15 protein-coding genes are annotated in these 15609 nt (G+C 66.4%); 3 read left to right on the top strand and 12 right to left on the bottom strand.

Annotated features, from left to right (window positions below; translation table 11 throughout):
* Positions 1-4: 4 nt before the first annotated feature.
* Positions 5-868 carry a glucose-1-phosphate thymidylyltransferase RfbA gene (gene rfbA, locus A4H34_RS04940; RefSeq protein ID WP_009199314.1) on the top strand — a complete coding sequence of 288 codons (864 nt, stop codon included), beginning with the start codon at positions 5-7 and terminating at the stop codon, positions 866-868.
* A 48-nt stretch (positions 869-916) separates the two neighbouring features.
* Here the strand turns inward: rfbA and A4H34_RS04935 are convergent, their stop codons facing one another.
* The 5 genes from A4H34_RS04935 to rfbD all read right to left on the bottom strand — a co-directional run bounded on the left by A4H34_RS04935 (position 917) and on the right by rfbD (position 5541).
* Positions 917-1363, bottom strand: coding sequence for a GtrA family protein (locus tag A4H34_RS04935; protein WP_064231275.1), 447 nt, complete (start codon positions 1361-1363; stop codon positions 917-919).
* A complete protein-coding gene (locus A4H34_RS04930) occupies positions 1363-3423 on the bottom strand; it encodes a DUF2142 domain-containing protein (protein WP_064231274.1) in 2061 nt (686 codons plus the stop codon). Before A4H34_RS04930 ends, A4H34_RS04935 begins: the two co-directional genes overlap by 1 nt.
* Entirely contained in the window at positions 3420-3791 is a 372-nt protein-coding gene (locus A4H34_RS04925; protein ID WP_009199317.1) for a DUF2304 domain-containing protein, read from the bottom strand. The genes A4H34_RS04930 and A4H34_RS04925 overlap by 4 nt, the downstream gene beginning before the upstream one ends.
* Positions 3788-4534 (bottom strand): glycosyltransferase family 2 protein, encoded by a 747-nt coding sequence (locus A4H34_RS04920; RefSeq protein ID WP_009199318.1) that lies wholly within the window; start codon positions 4532-4534, stop codon positions 3788-3790. The genes A4H34_RS04925 and A4H34_RS04920 overlap by 4 nt, the downstream gene beginning before the upstream one ends.
* Positions 4535-4695: 161 nt before the next feature.
* Entirely contained in the window at positions 4696-5541 is an 846-nt protein-coding gene (gene rfbD / locus A4H34_RS04915) for a dTDP-4-dehydrorhamnose reductase (RefSeq protein ID WP_040322803.1), read from the bottom strand.
* 332 nt (positions 5542-5873) lie between these two features.
* On the opposite strand from rfbD, the gene A4H34_RS11385 reads away from it, so the two are divergent.
* Together A4H34_RS11385 and A4H34_RS11380 are read left to right on the top strand one after the other, a co-directional pair.
* The gene (locus A4H34_RS11385; RefSeq protein WP_064231273.1) at positions 5874-6485 is read left to right on the top strand and encodes a dTDP-4-dehydrorhamnose 3,5-epimerase family protein; all 612 of its coding nucleotides are present in this window, start codon (positions 5874-5876) and stop codon (positions 6483-6485) included.
* Complete coding sequence (locus A4H34_RS11380; RefSeq protein ID WP_231870956.1) at positions 6449-7384, top strand: glycosyltransferase family 2 protein; 936 nt, start codon at positions 6449-6451, stop codon at positions 7382-7384. Before A4H34_RS11385 ends, A4H34_RS11380 begins: the two co-directional genes overlap by 37 nt.
* A 70-nt stretch (positions 7385-7454) precedes the next feature.
* On the opposite strand, the gene A4H34_RS04900 is transcribed toward A4H34_RS11380, so the two are convergent.
* From A4H34_RS04900 to A4H34_RS04865, 7 genes are all read right to left on the bottom strand, one after another.
* Positions 7455-9518 (bottom strand): glycoside hydrolase family 99-like domain-containing protein, encoded by a 2064-nt coding sequence (locus A4H34_RS04900; protein ID WP_064231272.1) that lies wholly within the window; start codon positions 9516-9518, stop codon positions 7455-7457.
* 16 nt (positions 9519-9534) lie between these two features.
* A complete protein-coding gene (locus tag A4H34_RS04895) occupies positions 9535-10362 on the bottom strand; it encodes a rhamnan synthesis F family protein (protein ID WP_009199323.1) in 828 nt (275 codons plus the stop codon).
* Complete coding sequence (locus tag A4H34_RS04890) at positions 10359-10601, bottom strand: hypothetical protein (RefSeq protein WP_009199324.1); 243 nt, start codon at positions 10599-10601, stop codon at positions 10359-10361. The genes A4H34_RS04895 and A4H34_RS04890 overlap by 4 nt, the downstream gene beginning before the upstream one ends.
* Position 10602: 1 nt before the next feature.
* Complete coding sequence (locus tag A4H34_RS04885; protein WP_064231271.1) at positions 10603-11904, bottom strand: ABC transporter ATP-binding protein; 1302 nt, start codon at positions 11902-11904, stop codon at positions 10603-10605.
* A gap of 1 nt (position 11905) precedes the next feature.
* A complete protein-coding gene (locus A4H34_RS04880; RefSeq protein WP_009199326.1) occupies positions 11906-12739 on the bottom strand; it encodes an ABC transporter permease in 834 nt (277 codons plus the stop codon).
* Positions 12740-13038: 299 nt separating this feature from the next.
* The gene (locus tag A4H34_RS04870) at positions 13039-14007 is read right to left on the bottom strand and encodes a lysylphosphatidylglycerol synthase domain-containing protein (protein WP_156510261.1); all 969 of its coding nucleotides are present in this window, start codon (positions 14005-14007) and stop codon (positions 13039-13041) included.
* A complete protein-coding gene (locus tag A4H34_RS04865; RefSeq protein ID WP_064231269.1) occupies positions 14004-15533 on the bottom strand; it encodes a glycosyltransferase in 1530 nt (509 codons plus the stop codon). The genes A4H34_RS04870 and A4H34_RS04865 overlap by 4 nt, the downstream gene beginning before the upstream one ends.
* Positions 15534-15609 lie beyond the last annotated feature (76 nt).

The raw sequence follows: 15609 nt of genomic DNA, 5'->3' as shown, positions 1-15609 counted from the left end.
AGACATGCGTGGAATCATTCTGGCCGGCGGGTCCGGCACACGACTCAATCCCATCACCCTCGGCACGTCCAAGCAGCTGGTGCCCGTCTATGACAAGCCGATGATCTACTATCCGATGTCCACCCTCATGCTCGCGGGCATCAAGGACATCCTGGTCATCACCACGCCCGAGGACGCCCCCGGCTTCCACCGGCTCCTTGGCGACGGCTCCCGCTACGGCGTCAACCTCGAATTCGCCGTGCAGCACGAGCCCAACGGCCTGGCGCAGGCCTTCGTCATCGGCGCCGACTTTGTCGGCGACGCTCCCGCCGGGCTTGTCCTCGGCGACAACATCTTCTACGGTCCGGGAATGGGAACGCGCCTGCGCCGCCATGTCGATCCCGACGGCGGAGCCGTCTTCGCTTACCACGTCTCGGATCCGCGGTCCTACGGCGTCGTCGAGTTCGACGAAAACTTCACCGCCGTCTCCATCGAGGAAAAGCCCGCCGAGCCGAAGTCCAATTTCGCGGTCCCGGGCCTGTACTTCTACGACAACGACGTCGTCCGCATCGCCAAGGAGCTCAAGCCTTCCGCCCGCGGCGAGTACGAAATCACCGACGTCAACCGCGTCTACCTCGAGGCAGGCAAGCTGCAGGTCGAAGTCCTCCCCCGCGGAACCGCCTGGCTCGACACCGGCACCTTCGACTCCCTCGCCGACGCCACCGGCTTCGTGCGCACCGTCGAAGCGCGCCAGGGCCTGAAGATCGGCGCGCCGGAAGAGGTCGCCTGGAGGATGGGATTCCTGACCGACGACGAATTGCGCCAGCGCGCCGAGCCGCTCGTCAAGTCGGGCTACGGAGCGTATCTGTTGGGCCTGCTCGACGGATAGGCGGGCGCCCCGTAGGGCGACAGCCTCCGAGCAGAGGCCTCCGCGTCCTCACGGCCGTGGCCGTCGCCGCCGTCCGCTTCCCTCCTCGCGGCGCGGAAAGACCCAGTGCTTCATGATGAAGTAGTTCCACAGCGTCGTGATCCCAGTGGAGAATATTTTCCCTTGCACGTAGGCGTCCCACCACGAGTCGAAACGGTCGACGACGGCAGCCGTGAAGACCATGTTCGCCGCCAAAAGGATGCCGTAACGCACCATCGCCCCCCGCGTCGAGGCATTCGACCTGAAGGTGTAGCGCATCTGCGTGAAGAAGGCGAAAACCGTTGAGACGGCGAAAGCCACAGCGGCCGAAAACCACGCGGGGCATCCGAGCGTGGATATGAGGACGGAGAGCAACGTCAGATCCAGCGCGAAGGCCGTTCCGCCGAAGAAGAGGTATTTTCCGGCAGTGAGCAGCGTTGCCCACGCGCCCGCGCGAGGGGACTGCTCGCCCCCCATCAGGAGCTTCCCGCAGACGTGCCTCGTGGCCGGGCCTGCTCGTCCGCCGAGGGAGCAGGCCCCTGAAGCGAAGCCCCGGCCGCGAACGAGCCCTTCCGCCAGACTGGCCCCTCCTGCCGGGCCGAACCGGCCTCGCCGCCCAAACCGCGCGCTCGACTGATCAAACCGCTCATATCGCCGCCGACAGGCGCTGCCCCGACGCCCGCAGGGGCGCTCACATCGCCGCCCCGAGATCCACGGTCGCCACTGCCCGCGAGGTCGCCGCCGTCCGAGCCTTCGCCGTTCGCAGCGCCGTCCGAACCTTCGCCTGCTGGGCCGTCCGCGCTGCCGGCCCAGCCTTCGGCCCCGCCGTCGATGCTCGTCAATTCGCCGTCGAAGGGACGCGTGACGAAAAGCCACCACAAGATTCCGATTCCCACGAGCATCATAGCCAAGGCGTAGTAATGGTCGGTGGAGAGCTTCGAGAAGTCCCACGGAACTTTGATGCCGAGAGAGTATCTCCACGAGACCCTGAAAGCCCAGCCGAACATCGCCACGGAGGCGACGGCGAAGAAAATCGCGTTCGCAGGAGTCCCCCAGCGGCGGGCGATCGGAAGCACGGCCAAAGCCACGAGGGCGACGACGAAGGGCAAGTTGTACCGGCCTTGCCACATCATTCCAGCGGTCCGCAGAACGGCGTACTGAAGGGCGATCGTGGAGAGCGGAACGAAGAGGATCCCGAGCGTCACGGCCAGCCTCTCGCGCCACCTGGCCAAGGCCAGCGTGACGACGACGAAGACGATGCAGACGACGATCGAGGTCACGTGCAGCCATCCCGGGACGGGGTTGTCGCTCCAGCCGAAGTAACCGAAGGCCCCGTCCCAGATCGGCTGCACGAAGCGCTGCCGGAGCTTGCCGATCATCTCGAAGAGGTCCGCGTCTTTCTCCGCCCATCCGAAAACGCTGTCGCTGGGCCGGGCCACGTGGTTCCACACGAGGGCGCCGACGCACCCGGCGGCAGAGAGCCCGAGGCAGATCCACATCGCCCGACGCCGCATGAGGCTCCTCCAGGCTTCGAGGCGTATGAGCAAGCCGATCATCCCGACGATCCCCAAGGCCCACAAAGCGGCCGTCGGCCGGCTCATGGCGATGAGCGCCACGATGACGCCCGCGCCGATGAGGGAACGGTCGGAGGGCCTGTGGCCGACTGCCACGGGAATGAGGAAGCCCGCCAAGGCGAAGCACATGGCGATCTCCGGCCCCTGAGGGTTGATCGCGGCAAAGAAGGCCAGGCAGGTGGGCGTCAGCCCCACGGTGCAGGCGAGGGCGTAGCGCGTGCCGCATTTTCGGGCGAGCGCGGCGATGCCGAGGGCCGTAAAGCCGGTGCATATGAGCGCGGAGAGGAAGCGCATGGCGTACCACGAGGGAGCGCCTTCCAGGAACAGAGTCGGCCACCCGACCGCCATGTAGTACAGGGGCGGATAGTTGGCCGCCGTCGTGGACGCGATGCCCGTCTTGCCGTCGCTCGTCGGAACGGGTTTGGCGCATTTCTCGGGCGCTTCGGGGAAGAAGACGAAGCAGGCGGTGTTCTCCTCGACGTTCTTGAACTCCCGTGGGACTTCGACGTCGTGCCTGTTGTACTTGAAGCCGAAGCGATGGACGTCGGGATGCCCCTCGACGATGAACTGCCCGCGGACCACCGCGGCGGCCTGTATGGCGTGCGCGGGCTCGTCAGCCTGACCCTTGATCGGGATGATGAACGACCAGGCGACTGTCATGAGGAACAGCGCCGCCCACACGAGACAGAAATGGCGCACCGAGTCTCTCTCGAAGGCCGACGCCGCTTTGGCGAAGACCTTGGAAAATGACTTGGCCAAGAGGGAGGCTGCCGCTTTGGCGAAGAAAAACAGCGCTCTGGCGAAGAAGGACAGTGCTTTGGCCAAGGCCGACCCAACTTTGGCCGCGGCGGAGGGCTCTTTGCCCAAAGAAGACGAATCTTCGGCGAAGGCAGGCGCCCCCTTGCCTGCGGCGAAGGAGCTTTCGGCCAAGGCAGACGGCGCCTTTTCAACTGTTTCTTTCATTGCGGCCCTGCCTGCCCTTCCATGCGAGATTCGAGCCTGTCCAGGTCATGCCGAAGTATCGCGACCTGCTCGGTGAGAGTCCTTCGGTCCTCTTCCAATCTGGTGACCACCATGGCCAGATGTATGGAAAGGACGACGAGGAGCAAAATGACGGCGAAGAACACCATATTCGACGTGACTTCGAAGCCGGCCATCCTCGCGACGGCGTGGACCCACGCGGGATGGATCGCCCCTCCGAGCGCCATGACGTCGAGGGCGAGCCACATCCACACGTATTTCTCTTTGATTTTGCGGTGGCGGAGCAGGTGGATGAGCACCGCCCCGATGCACACGACGATGACGAGGGTGAAAATGCGATAAGTGGTCATCTCACCGCCTTTTTGACCGGACTGACTAGGGCGACGGCGAGGGCCAGCGAGGCCCGAAGCAGGTAGACCGTCGATTTCCCGGGGGAATGGGAGGGTTCGCCGGCCACGCGCTTGCGCATTTCGACGCCGACTTGTTCAACGACCATGCCGCTGCGAATGCCGACGACGAGCGCTTCGATGGTGTCGCCCAGGTACTCGGCAGGGTACGACGTCGAAAATAACGCGAGGGCCCGGGCCGAATAGGCTTTGAAGCCCGACGTGACGTCGGTGAGCTTGGTGTGGGCGATGCAGCTGAGGACGGAGGCCAGAATCTTCATCGCCCAGCGGCGCGGCCCGCGGCTGCGGTACTGCCCCACCCCGGCGAAACGCGAACCGATGACGATGTCGGCGCCCGCCTCGATCCTTTCGACGAGGGCGGGGATGTCGGCGGGATTGTGCTGCCCGTCGGCGTCGACCTGCACGGCGGACCGATAGCCGTTGTCCACCGCGTAGACGAAACCCGCGCGCATGGCGCCGCCCACCCCGAGATTGATCTTCAGATCGAGCACGTCCGCCCCCGCTTTCCGCGCGGCGGCGGCCGTGCCGTCGCGGGACCCGTCGCTCACGACAAGGACGTCGGCCCGGGGAACGCATTCGCGGACGGAGTGCACGACGCCGCCGACCGATTCTTCCTCGTTCCACGCGGGAATGATGACGAGCAGGTCGTGTGGCGCTGAATCTTCACGGGCGTGTTCGAGGCACACGCGGCCGCCCTTTCTCGAAATCGTTGGCTATGGCGATGGGGCGCGCGGCGATTATTCCGCACGGCACGGTTGAGTATACCCGACGCCTCCTCGCCTCCCGCCCTACCGGGGACGGATTCCCGGCCCCGCAAAATGCGAAGAAAAATGAAGGGGCGAGCCCGTCAGCCGAGAACGACGTCCTTGGCGGCGAGCCATCTCTCCTTCCAATCGCCGATCGGCTCGACCCCGATGCGTTCGAGGGCGTCATGCCCGAGCACGGAGTAGTGCGGGCGCGGAGCGGGGCGCTTGAAAGCCGCGGCAGTCGTCTCCTTGACCATGTCGGGGTCCTTGCCGATGGAGGCGACGATCTCGCGCGTGAAGCCGTGCCAATTCGTTTTGCCCGAGGACGTGCCGTGATAGATGCCCGTCGGCGCCTCGGCGTCGACGAGCCTCACGATCAGATCCGCCAAGTCCACCGTCCACGTCGGCTGGCCCACCTCGTCGGTGACCACCGAAAGCGTTTCGTGGGTCTGAGAAAGGTCGCGCATCGTTTTGGGGAAGCATTTGCCGCCCGCGCCGTACAGCCAGGCGGTGCGGACGATGAGGTAATCGTCCGTGTTGCATCGAACCGCCCACTCGCCGGCTGCCTTCGTGCGCCCGTAGGCGCCCTTCGGTTCGAGCAGGCCGTCTTCGCGGTAGGGCGAGGTCGCGTCGCCGCTGAAGACGTAGTCGGTGGAGATGTGGACGAACCGTGCGCCGATCTCGCGGCACCGGCGGGCGAGGATCTCGGGGCCCGTCGCGTTGACGGTGAAGGCGGCGGCCTCTTTCTCCTCCGCGGCGTCGACGGCGGTGAACGCCGCGACGTTGACGACTACGTCGACGTCTTTGACGATCTCGCGCACGCTCGCGGGGTCGGTGATGTCGATCCCGTCGATGTCGACGGCGATGAGATCGTGGCCGTCCTTGACGACGCGCGCGGTCAAATCCTGCCCGAGCATGCCCTTGGCGCCTGCTATCAACCAGCGCATGAGAGTTCCTTCCTCAAAGATGATCTGCCGCAGCAATTGTAGCCCCAGAACTGCGGCCCCGGCCGCCGTCGGCGAACCCCGCCCGCGCCGAGGCGTCCTTCGCGGCTAAGCCGTCGCCCCGCCGACGCGCGCCCATCGCGGTTAAGCCGTCGCCCCGCCGACGCGCGCCCATCGCGTCCGGCGCCGTCGCCCCAGGACGCACCGGCCTCGATTTCCGCGGCCTTGGCTTCCGCGACGACGCCGGCCCCGCATTAGAATGGACGCGTCTCATTCAAGACGGCCCACGGAGCCGCCGAACCTCGGCCCGCGGCCGCAAACACGGAAGGACCGCAATGCAGATCCGAGAGCTGAAGATTCCGGGCGCCTGGGAGATCACGCCGAAGCAGTTCCCCGACGACCGCGGGGTTTTCCTCGAAGCGTACAAGTCGAGCGCGTTCGAGAAAGCCGTGGGCCACAGACTCGACCTGCGCCAGGCCAACGTCTCGGTGTCGAAGGCAGGGACCGTGCGCGGCATCCACTTCGCCGACGTCCCCCCGTCGCAGGCCAAGTACGTCGTGTGCCCACGCGGGGCAGTCCTCGACTTCGCCATCGACATCCGGGTCGGCTCGCCGACCTTCGGCCAGTGGGATTCGGTTCTTCTGGACGACGTCGATCGCAGGGCCATCTATCTCTCGGAAGGCTTGGGCCACGCATTCATCGCCCTCGAAGACGACTCGACCGTCATGTACATGTGCTCGGCCGAGTACGCGCCCGGGCGCGAGCACGGCGTCTCCCCCGTCTGCTCCGAGGTTGCGCTCGATTTCCCGAAGACGGGGCGCGACGGCTCCCCGCTGGAGCTCCTGCTGTCCGAGAAGGACACGGCCGCCCCGAATCTGGCCGAGGCGCGCGAGTCCGGGCTTCTGCCCACGTGGGACGCCGTGCAGGCATACCTCGCGACGCTGTGATCGCCGCCGTCGTCGTCACGTACCATCCCGGCGACCTCTCCGCCCTTCTGGCGGAGCTCGCCGGCCAATGCGACAGCGTGATCGCGGTGGACAACGGTTCGGACCCGGCCGAAGTCGAAGCTTTGCGGAAAGCCTGCGACCAGGCCGGCGCCACGCTCCTCGAACTGGGGGAAAACCTGGGAATCGCCGCAGCGCAGAACCGCGGCATCGAGCTGGCGCAGAGCCGGGCCGCCGAGTCGCCGGAATCGAATTTCGTGCTGCTGAGCGACCAGGATTCGATGCCTGCTCCCGACATGGTCGCTCGGCTCCTCGAGGCGATTGAAGAGGACCCGGCGATCGCAGCCGTCGGCCCGCTCCCCTCCGAGGAGCGCGAGGGCGCCGACGAGCTCGTCTACGTCGACCGCGGGTGGGCGCCCAAGCGCGCCAGCCGCTCGGAGCTTGGCCTGTCGCGCCTGGACGTCGCCTTCCTCATCGCCTCGGGTTGCCTCATTCGGCTCTCGGCCCTGGCGTCCGTGGGGAAAATGCGAGAGGACCTTTTCATCGACCACGTCGACCTCGAATGGGGCGTGCGCGCGAGGAAGGCGGGCTGGCGCCTTGTGGCGGTCCCAGCGGCCAAACTGACGCATTCGCTCGGCGACGACGTCGTCCGGCTCCCGGGCCGCGACCAGCCCGTCCACGTTCACAGCCCGATCCGCAACTATTACATTCTGCGCAACACGATTGCGCTCGTGCGTACAAGCCTTCTCCCCGGAAAGTGGCGGGTCCGCTATTGCTATTGGGCGGCCAAGTACGCGGCGTTCAACGCCTTCGCGGCGGGCGACGGCAAGACGCGCAGGAAGATGCTGCGCAAGGCCGCCGCCGACGGATTCAAGGGCAGGCTCGGACCGTTCGAGGAGTGAAGCGGCCGAGGGGCGCTCGTCCGCGACGCTGTGCGTCGCCGGCTCGAGAATCGCCTCTCGGCCGCGGGCCTTAACTCCACACGGCGTTGCGCACAGCGAGCAGATAGGTTCGCCCGAAGCGCGTCGTCGGCTCGAGGATCGCGCTCTCGGCCCACTCGTTCCAGGCGTTGACGAACAGCAGGCGGTCCTTCGCCTCGCGCGGCGCGACGACGCGCACGAGCCCGGCGATCCAACGGTGGAAAGTGTAGGGATTCGAGCCGTACCACGCGTCGGCCTTCCACTGGCGGCGGGCGGTGTTGTCGAAGCCGACCATGGCCCCGGGGTACTCGTCGTCGGCCAGGCTCGGCGCCGCGTGCAGGGACGCCTTGACCGTGGCCCGATAGCTCATGAAATTGCCGCGCCAACGGCTGTCCAGGCCGACCTCCGTCGCCGGCCCCGCAACCCACGGCAGGTTGTGCGGAGGGAACTGGAGCGTGCCGTCCAATCCGGCCTCGCGAAAGCCTTGGCCGAGGCCGTCGAACTCCTCGGCGACGGCCACGGCGAGCACCTTGAGCTCGCCGACCCCGGCGGCGCGGGCGCGCTCCCTCCAGGTCGCGACGACCTCGGGGAAATTGTCCATCTGCGCCGGGCGGTAAACGGCGATGAGCGCCTTGCCGTCGACCCGCAGATACCTCGGGTCGAGGAGGAACTCCATGACGTCGTCGATGAAATCCTCCGCCGGCACCTGCGAATAGTCCTGGCCGATGAGGATGTCTTGCGAGCGCCCGTCCCAGCGCCTCGTCCAGTTTTCATTGGCCCACATGATGCAGAACGGGAAGTCAAGGCCGGAGGCCTTGAGCTTCTCGATGGGCCTATTGAGGATCCTCTTTCCGGAGAACCAGTAGTAGTAATACATGAACGCGCCGATGCCGTTGGCCGCGGCGAGGTCGGCCTGGTCCATGCGCACCCGATCGAGCTCGAGGTCGTAATATCCCAGATCAGTCGGCTGCTTGGGCTGGTAGTGGCCGCGCCAGGCGGGAATCGCCGCGGCCACGTTCGACCATTCGGTGAAGCCCCGCCCCCACCAGCGGTTGTTCTCCTCCGACTCGTGAAACTGCGGCAGGTAGAAGGGTATGACGTTCGCCGCAGCCGTGCGCGAGGCGCCCGGCTCGAACCTGCGCCAGCCGCGCGCGTCGTACCCCGGCTCGGAGGCCAGCTTCGCCAGCCGAGGCGCCTCGACTGTCCGCAGGCCGGCCTCGTCGGTCACGATTCCGACGATCCGCTCGATCGCGTGGGCGGTGGTGGCGTCAACCTGTCCCTTTTCCTCGTCGAAGTCGGCCGAGGTCAAGTTGAAGGCCCTCAGGCCCTGGAGGACGAAGGCGCGAGTCCAGTACATCGACCCCGAGGCGAACTCCAATTCGTCCGGGTCGATCGACATCTCGATGCGGAGCATGAGCTGCTCGACGATCCTCTGGTCCCCGCCCCAGAACTCCTTGCCGACGATCGAGTCGGCCGCCGTGACGAGCCCCAGCGTCGGGTCGGCGGCGAAGGCGTTGAGGATCTCCTCGACCTTCTCGCGCGATCCGACGAGGTCGGAGAGGAACTGGTCCTTCCACGCCGCGCCGCTGCCGTCGAGGTCGGCGTGCTCCTCGCGCCACGGGCTCTTCTTCGTGTGCAGCTTGAGGATGAGGTCGTAGGGATCGAGGATTCCCGAGTTGACGAGCTGGACGGTCGGGAAGATGTCCCGGCCGTGGTTTTCGACCTCGACGACGACGCTGTGGCGCATGCGCTCGAGGTCTTTGGGAACGGCCACGTCTGCCCCCGAGGCGTTCGTGACGAACAGGTCGAAATCGGTCGGGAGATTGCGAAGGCGATCGAAGAGCTCGGGCATGAGGTCGGCGTAGAAACAGTGAATGACAACGGCGATCCGGCTCGGGTCGGCGATGTCGAACTGCGGGTCGATCCTCCACTTGTCGGGGAAGCCGGAGTCCTGCCGCCCGCCTTGGCGCATGACGTATTCGCTGAAGTCGGCCGGGTGCTGGGACCTGTAGCCCTTGACGCTTCCCGAGACGAGGAAGTTGGCGGCCGCATTGCGGGCTCGCGCGGCCTGGTACTGGGCCCTGCGCACAAGGCCGGATCTGCTGAAACGAGGCATGGGGGAAACTCCTAACTCACCACTGGGCGATATCGGTGTTGTAGCGCCGGGCGACGTAGGCGGCGGCCTCGGCGCCTTCCGACAGGGTCGAAGGATGCGTCATGATCGTGCGCTTGAGGAAGGGGACGTCGTACTCCATGAGCTTGCGCCAGCCGTCGACCGTCGGATTTCCGTACGGGACTCCGAGGTCCGGGCCGGTCACCCACTCGTCGGAGGAGTAGGCCTCGGAAAAGCACACCTTTGAGGCGCCGAGCTCGTAGGAGAGCACGACGTCGTCCTTGTCCGGCTCTACGCGGACGTCGTTGAAAAAATCGACCCACGGCCTGTCGGCCAGGATCCCCCCGCGGAAGGCCAGGAAGAACGATTGAATGTGGCGGGCGAATTGGTAGGACGCGGTCAGCCCGCGGATGTCGGGGCCCGGTTCGGCGGCCCATTCCAAAAGATGGTCGATCGGGGCGAAGGGGCCGAGCAGCGAGTCGTTGGTCAACAAGACGACGGGCGCTTCGCGGACGCCCGGGATGCAGCCCAAAGCCGTGGCCCACGAGCCGAAGTCGTAGCCGAGGTTGGGGCGGCGCATCACGACCGTCGCCTCGGGAATCCCGTGGGGAAATCGGAGGGGCTCGGCCGAGTCGCATGTCGATATGACGACGGTCGCATAGCCGTTTCCTTCGAGCGCTTCCAGATACTTCGAAAGGGACATCGGCTGATCGGGCCCCATCGAGAACTGGGCGACGAGCGCTACCCTCCCCCGGGCGGCGACGCCTGCCGGCTCTCCCCGTTCAATGCGGACTTTCCCCCGCGATACCTCGGAGACGAGCGGGCCCCGCTTCTTCAGGCCCCTCACCGGCCCAGGCCCTTGCGGATGGCCGTCTTGACGAGTCTGACGGGGGCGGTCATCTTCCACGACGTCGAATGCCGGATTGCGTCCAGCTGTTCCCACGCGCCGCCGAGCTTGCGGTTTGCCGTGCGAAGTTCCTTTTCGAGTTGGTCGTTGCGCTTGCCGAGCTTTTGGACGTCGCTCTGGGACGCCCGCAGGGCCGCGCGCAGCCGCCGCAGTTCTTCCTCGCTGCTTGATTCGTTCATCTCATCGCCTCTCTTGTGACGAAGGCACCCCGGAGACTCGGCTCCAGGCGCCGGCTGGAAGTGTTATCAATCCAGGCTCTTCGGCGACCCGGTTACCTCTGACGATCAATTCGGTTCTGCGATCCGAATAGTCGAACATCTCGCCGTCGCGCACGAAGCACGTTGTGATCCAGAATCTTCCAGGTTGGATGAGCACGGGGTCCATCGTGTAGTCGATGAAGGTCTCCTCGCCCCTGCGAAGCGAGTAGAGCCGCCCGCTATGACGCGAGTTGGGCCCTGCGATGGTCTGGCCTTGGTCGGTCACGAAAGCCAAGCCTAGTTCGACGTCGTGCAGGTCCTTCTTCGCCCGCACGTGCACGCGGACCGTGCCGGCCTCGCCGGACGTGAGGAACGGCGCCTCGTTGCCCTCGGCGTCGAGGAGCTCGACGCCGACCATCCGGCAGTCGCCGTTGCCCTGGTTGAGCTTGAAGGACTCGTCCTCGGGGAATTCCTCTTCTTCCTGGCGCTCCGCCGCGCGCTTGGCGAACTCCTTGGCGTTGACGGCTTCGAGGTAGGCGGAGACGGCCTCGTCGGCGTCGGCGATCATCTTGACGTGGCCGTGGTCGAGCCACACGACCTCGTCGCACATTTCCTGGGCGAGCGAGAGCGAGTGGGTGACGAGGGCCACCGTGGTCCCGGCGTCGCGCAGTTCGCGCATGTAGTCGAAGCATTTGCGCTGGAACTCTTCGTCGCCCACGGCGATGATCTCGTCGACGATGAGGATCTTGGGGCGGATGGCCACGGCCACCGCGAAGCCCAGGCGCACCGTCATTCCAGACGAGTAGACCTTGACCGGCTGGTCGATGAAGTCGCCGATGTCGGCGAAGTCGATGATCCAGTCGAGGGTTTCTTCGATCTGCTTCTTCGTGCGGCCGAGGATCGCGCCGTTGAGGAAGATGTTTTCGCGGCCTGTCAGCTCGGCGTGGAATCCCGCTCCGAGCTCGAGCAGGGCGTCGACCTTGTCGGAGACGGAGACGGAGCCCGACGTCGGCCTGTACACGCCGGCCAAGATCTTGAGCATGGTCGACTTGCCCGAGCCGTTGTGGCCGATGAGGCCGAAGGTCGTTCCCTTGCGGATTTTGAAGGAGACGTCGTCAAGGGCGTGGAACATGCGCTTGCCTTGGCGGGAGCGGCCGCGGACGAAGCGCTCCTTGAAGGTGTCGCGGCGGTCCGCCTGCATTTCGAAGGACTTCGAGACGTTCTCGACGACGATCGCGTACTCGTCGGGCGCTCCCTGCGCGCCGGTGTCGGTGCGGACTTCCATCTCAGATCCTCTCTCCCAAGTCGGCCCCCCACTTGCGGTAGACGAGCTTCGCCGCGAGGAACGCGATCCCGGCCCACGCCGCGCACGCGACCCATGACTTCCAGTGCCCCGGAGCGCAGTAGAAGGCGACGCTTCGGAAGAGCTCGATGAACTCGGCCATCGGCATATGCCCGATGATCTTCTGCAGGGGAATTCCCCACTTCTCCGCGGGAACCAAGGTCACGCTGTAGATGATCGGCGTCGCGAAGAACATGAGTTGGAGGATCACTCCGACGAGCTGGGCCAAGTCTCTGACGTGGATGTTCCAGATGGCGAGGACGACCGCGACGGATTGGACGAATACGACGAGCAGGCAGAACAAGAAGGGTATGAGGATCCACGTCCACCCGAATATCCCCAGAAAGGCGAACACGGTCAGGAGCAGCCCCACCTCGATGAGGGACTGGACGCCGACGGCCAGGCCCGCGCCGAGGACGGGCGCATACGCTGGGAAGTAGACCTTCTGCAACAGCGACCCCGAACCGAGAAGCCCCGAGATTCCGCCGTTGACGGAGCTGAGGAAGTACCCCCACAAGGTCAGGCCGGCGAACAGCCACACGGCGACGAATTGGATTCCTTCATACCTGCTCGCGCCTCCGGGGATCTTCATCTTGAACAGGCCGCCGAAGATGAGCGTGTAGATCCCCAGGGTTGCGAGCGGCACGACGAGCGACCACACCCACCCCAAGAGGGTTCCGTTGAACTTGGCTTTGAGATCCCGCTGACCGAACGCGTTGATCAGCGTCCACTGTTGCGACAAGGGCAGGGGCGCCCTCACGTCTGTTCTGTTTTCCATACCCTCACTCGCTCGCGTAAGCGCCGAAGTGCCACTCTTGCTTCGCCTAGTGTAGTAGGAAGCTTAGCCGAACGCTCGCCCCGGGAGGCCATTCGCACAGTCGCCTTCGCCGCACTCGCGGCGCTCGAATCCCCTCGGCGCACGCGTCGCACGGGAAGAAAGCCTCCTAAAGACGAGCAGAGAGTCGGCGAAGGAAGGCATGGTTCCGTGCTGGCCGACAACGTCGGAACGCCCCCGCGCCGCGCTCGAAGGCGCGGCGGGCTGCCGCCAATCCGCGCCGTCGCCGGCGTCTGCGGCCTTCACGGGCTCGCCGGCGGCGCCCCCGGCTCGTCGTGTCCGCCGCCGGGTTTTCGAGGCCTCCCCCGGCCGGCCGCGAGAGCGAGCCCTCCGGCGACGAGGTCGGCGACTGTCACAAGAACCCTCGACGTGATGACCACAACAACGAGCGAACCGACGTCGACGGCGCCTGCGAGCACCGCCCCCAGCGCGACTTCCCTCACACCGACCCCGGCGGGGACGAAAAAGACGAGGAACCCCGCCGTCCACCCGAGCGCGTAGCCGCCTATCGAGCGTGCCAGCCCCGCCGCGCCGGCCTCCATTCCCAGCGCGGTGAGAAGGATGTAGACCTGCAGGCCGATCGCGAGCCACGCAAGGAGGGAGACGAACGCCGACCGCAAAATGGAGCGCCCGGCTACCGGCCGCTCGAGGGGCTCTCTGCGCGCCAGACGCAAAGCCGCGTTCAGGCACCTGTTGAGGATCGAGGGCCAAAGAACCGCGACTCCCAAGGGCACGGCCGCCAGCAGCCACCAGTAGCGGCTGCGCAGGTCCTCGGCCGCCAGCAGGCAGGGCAACGCGAGCATCGCCCCGACGACGATCGAGATCGCGACCGCCACCGCGAGGGAGGAAACCGAACGGCGGCGTGAAATCGAGTACCCGCGGGCCGACTCTCCAACGGCGACGAAGTTCCACACCCCGCCGGGAAGGTACTTCGCGATCTGCGACACGAAAAAGATCCGCGAGGCCGCCGAAAGGGGGATGCCGATCACGGCTTGCCACGACAGCATCGTGAGGGCGACGTACACGAAGGACGTCGCCGCGGCGGCCGACAAGGCGGGAAGCGACATCTGGCCGAGGGCGATGCGCACCTGCGGCCATTTGGCGGCTATCGCCCACACGGCGGCGGCAGCGGCCGCGGCAAGTGCGACGCGGCGCATATGCGCGGCGAGCTTCGAAAACCGCCGCGAATCGCCTTCGGATCGCGCGTTCATTCGCGCTCCCCCGGGGAAGACAGGCCGCCGTTCCCCCGCGCCGGCCTTTGGCTCCACATCCGTTTCAGCCCCGGGGTCCCGCGTTTCTTTTCGGTCGAGACCCGTTTCGGATCAAGGCGTTCCCGCTTGTTCCGCAGCCGCCTTCGGCCCATGCCCAGGATTGCGCGGGCGAGCGAGTCCGTCACGCGCACGGCGCGGAAGCCTTCCCGAATCTCGTCCGCCTCCAATTCATTCAAAGCGGGCTCGGCTTGATCGGCGGGAGCCCGGACATTCTCTGAATGCCCGGCGCCGCCGACTGAGCGCTCAACGCCGTCGGCTGAGTGCCCGGCGCCGTCCCCTCCAAACTGACCACGGGAGGCCTCGCCCTCGGGGCGCCTCCGGGCGCGTGAACGTTCTCGATCCCAGGGCCGCTCCTGCGCCAAGGCTTGGAGGGCGTCCGCCAAGGCCGGGGCGTCGCCCGGCTCGACGAACCGTGCGCCTCCGCCCAGAATCCTGCGCTGAGGCGGGGTGTCGGACGTGACGACGACGCAGCCCGCGGCGATTCCCTGGTACACCTTGTTCGGCACCACGCGGCGCGCCTTGCCGGACGTTCCGAAGATTCCAAGGCAGACGTCGTGCCCGGCGACGACGTCAGGCAGATCCTCCGAATCGACCCAGTCGATCCACGAAACCCGAACGCTTTCCCCCGAAGGAAGGGCCTCGCGCACGGCCTTGGCGTCCTGCCCGTCCCCTATGAGGGTGACGTCGATCCGAACGCCGCGGTCCTCGAGGATCGCCAATGCGCGCGCAATTGTCGGAGCGCCTTGCAGGGGCGTGAAAAGGCCGAAGAAAACCACCGAAAGCGGGCCGTCGTCCTCTCCGTTGCCCGCCTTTCGGGCCTCGCTCTCAGGCGTTCGCGCGTTCTCCGCGGGCGCCGGCGCCTCGCCCTCGGCTCGGCGGGCATCATCCCGGACCCGCCGAGCCCGGTCCCCGGCGTCGAACCATCGTTTGGGGGCGCCGACGGGGACGACTGCTTCTTTCCCCCTAGCGCGCGCAGGCAGGAGGGCGCGGTGGTCGTCGGTGTCGAGCACGACGACGTCGGCCGCCGCGAGCGCCGCCCTGTCGATCCCTTCCAGCAGGCGGTAGGCGAGCCTGCCGACGACGCCGCCCCCGGAGAGCCCCCTGTCCTTGGCCGTGTCCGAGGCGAAGATCAAATGGTCGAGCACGATCGGCGTGCGCGGAAAGAGCACGCGGGCGAGGACGACGTCGAAATGCCCGAGGTATCCGACGAGAACGGCGTCGGGCCTGTTTTTTCCGCGGTAGGCCGAGGTGCGGCGGATCAGCCGCGCCCATTTTCCAGCGATTGCGGCGGCGAACCGCAGAGCGCTTGCCGGGCTCGTCAGCGACTTCACCCTCTGCGCCGTTCCGACTCCCAAAGGCTCATCGACCTCCCGAACGGCGAACCCCCGTTCGCGCAGGCCTTCGAGCAGCACGCCGACGCGCGGGTGCAATCGAACGTCGTAAGTTCCGAATCCAAGGATTCTCAACGTTTCTCCTTCACAAGCCGAATCGCGTGCGAGCCGCGAGCAAACCGAGTGCAACCCGCATGCGTGACGCCGCTCC

Origin of the sequence: Peptidiphaga gingivicola (assembly GCF_001652275.1) — a bacterium.
In the GTDB taxonomy this organism is placed as follows: Bacteria; Actinomycetota; Actinomycetes; order Actinomycetales; family Actinomycetaceae; genus Peptidiphaga; species Peptidiphaga gingivicola.
Note: the sequence above shows the minus strand (reverse complement) of the source record. Positions and strands in the feature narration are given on the sequence as shown.